The organism is Candidatus Polarisedimenticolia bacterium, from assembly GCA_035764505.1.
Taxonomy (GTDB): Bacteria; Acidobacteriota; Polarisedimenticolia; order Gp22-AA2; family AA152; genus AA152.
Window position 1 is genome coordinate 1 of record DASTZC010000172.1, and the last position, 2,389, is coordinate 2,389.

The 2,389-nt window shown below is 68.1% G+C and carries 2 protein-coding genes; one reads left to right on the forward strand and one right to left on the reverse strand.

From position 1 onward, the window contains the following. Positions 1-45: 45 nt before the first annotated feature. Positions 46-771 (reverse strand): hypothetical protein, encoded by a 726-nt coding sequence (locus tag VFW45_11340; GenBank protein ID HEU5181378.1) that lies wholly within the window; start codon positions 769-771, stop codon positions 46-48. A gap of 310 nt (positions 772-1,081) precedes the next feature. Here VFW45_11340 and VFW45_11345 point away from each other — a divergent pair. After that, positions 1,082-2,389 (forward strand): serine/threonine-protein kinase (locus VFW45_11345; protein ID HEU5181379.1); only part of this gene is annotated, 1,308 nt, incomplete at its 3' end.

A 2,389-nucleotide genomic window follows, 5' to 3' on the forward strand; every position in this document is an offset into this window, starting at 1 on the left:
GGAGCACTGGCGGCTCCGAGTCGCCTATACGTACGTCGACGCGCGCTATCGCGATGCGTTCCTCACCTGCACCGGGACGCCCTGCCCCGTCGCGGACGAGCCGGTCGCGGCGGGCACGCGCCTGCCCGGTGTGCCGGCCGCACAGGCCTGGGCCGAGCTGCGCTGGGACGCCGGCGCCGCGGTGTCCGGATTGTCGGTGATGCGGATGCAGACCCCGAGGGAGTCGCCGGAGGCGATCACGATGGGGTTGATGTCCTGCCGCGACAGGACGCTGTCATCGACGAATGCTCCGCCGGAGGCCCAGGATGCGATGGCCAGGATGTCAGGGAACATCAGCTTGTTGTCCTCGCAGTTGTTGAAAGCAGCCCCCCCGGTGTTCTTGTAGAGGATCACCTCAAGCCCTCCGTAGTCGTTGACCCCGGCGCGGACCCGGAACCGGTCGTAGGCCGAGTAGTCGGCGGCCGGGAACGTCGCTTTCCACATGGCCGTCTCATCGGTCGCGGGGTTGGCGGCGGTCGATTTCACGAAAACGAAGACTGTCTCGCTGTTCGCCGTCTCGCTCGCGGGGGAGTCCTTCCAGAAGCCGCAGGTGCACGGCCCGGTCGGAACGCCGACCTTCGGGCACTCGGCGCCGGCGGCGCACCACACATTGGTCCAGCTGAGCGCCTGGGCAGGAGCGGCCGACAGGATCGGTACCGCCAGGAGCACAACGGCTGCGAGAAGGTTCCGGCTGGAGCGCAGGATGACGACGATTCGGTTCCGGGGGTCCATGGCATTTTCCTTTCCTGGTTGGCCCGTGCTGCCACGGGCGTCTTGGTTCGTCCTCGCCCAGGGGAGTGCCGCGACCCGGCCGCTTTCACGGATTGCCTTCCGATTCCTCCGGTCGACCCAGGTCGTGGTGCGCAGCCCCTGGCACCTGGGGTAAGCTGATCCCCATTGCAAGCTCCCCGGCTGAAGACTGAAGTCCCTGCCCTCTCCGGGAACATCGAGAATGACGAGCCTGAAAGACAATCTTCCGGGCGATCCAGATCCACGCGACCAGACGGCCAAAGGACCGCCCGCATCTCGCGGAGAAGCACCTGTGCCGGGCACCCAGGCTCTCTCCCCCACGGAGATGGCCACGGCGGGTCCGGTCCGAAGAAGCCTCGTCGAGGCTCATCCGGAGCGCATCGGCGCCTATCGCATCGTGAGAGTTCTGGGCAAGGGAGGCATGGGGATCGTCTATCTGGCGGAGCAGGAGAAGCCGGTCCGACGCCATGTCGCGCTCAAGCTGATCCAGCCGGAAATGGACTCACGCGATCTCCTGGCCCGCTTCGAAGCGGAGCGCCAGGCCCTGGCGATGCTCGATCATCCCAACATCGCCCGGATCTTCGAAGCGGGAATGTCGGAGGGGGGCTGGCCCTACTTCGTCATGGAATACGTCGAGGGACTCCCGCTCCTCGAGTATTGCGAGCGCCGGGCGCTGGGCACGCGGGCGCGTCTGGAGCTTTTCATCCCGGTGTGCGAGGCGCTGCATCATGCGCACCGGCGCGGCATCCTCCATCGCGACGTGAAACCGTCCAACATCCTCATCGGAGAAGTGGACGGCCGGCCGGCTCCCAAGCTGATCGATTTCGGCCTCGCCAAAGCGCCGGAGCTGAAGCTCACCGACAAGACCCTCTCCACGCGCCTCGGCCAGATCCTGGGCACCCCCGCCTACATGAGCCCGGAGCAGATCTCCCCGGGAGCCGACGTCGCTCCGACCCCGAGGACGGATGTCTACGCGCTCGGAGTGTCGCTCTACCAGCTCCTCACGGGTCTACTCCCCTTCGACATGGAGTCCCTGGCGGCCCGCGGCTATGGCGAGCTGCAGCGGGTCATCCGGGAATCGGATCCGCCGAAGCCCAGCTCGCGCGTCCTCGAGGGGAGCTCGAGCCGGAACGAGCCGGAGGGCCGGAAGCCGCAGCCGGCCGCTGTCGCGCGAGACCTGCGGGGCGATCTCGACTGGATCACGATGAAGGCGATGGAGAAGGAGCCGGCGCGGCGCTATGCGTCGGCCGCCGCATTGGCGGAGGACCTGCGGCGCCATCTCGACCGGGAGCCGGTCCTGGCGCGTCCCCCCAGCCGTACCTATCGTCTCGCCCGGCTCGTCCGGCGCAAGCCGATGCACGCGGTCCTTGCGGCGGTGCTGCTCGTCCTGCTTCCCCTGGGAGGATGGCTCCTCTACCGGAACCTGGAGCAGCATCGGCGGCTGACCGACGCCACGGTGCAGGATATGGTGGTTCAGCTGGGCCGGGCGGGCACCGACCCCGCGAAGCTCCTCGAGCTCTCCGACAGGATCCTCGCGCTCCGCCCCGACGACGTGCAGGCGCTGCGGGCCCGCGCGGCCGGCTACTTCAACCGCGCCCTG

Excerpts from the sequence above, each read along its gene's own strand:
- VFW45_11340 (HEU5181378.1), bottom strand. The coding sequence starts at position 771 with ATGGACCCCCGGAACCGAATCGTCGTCATCCTGCGCTCCAGCCGGAAC.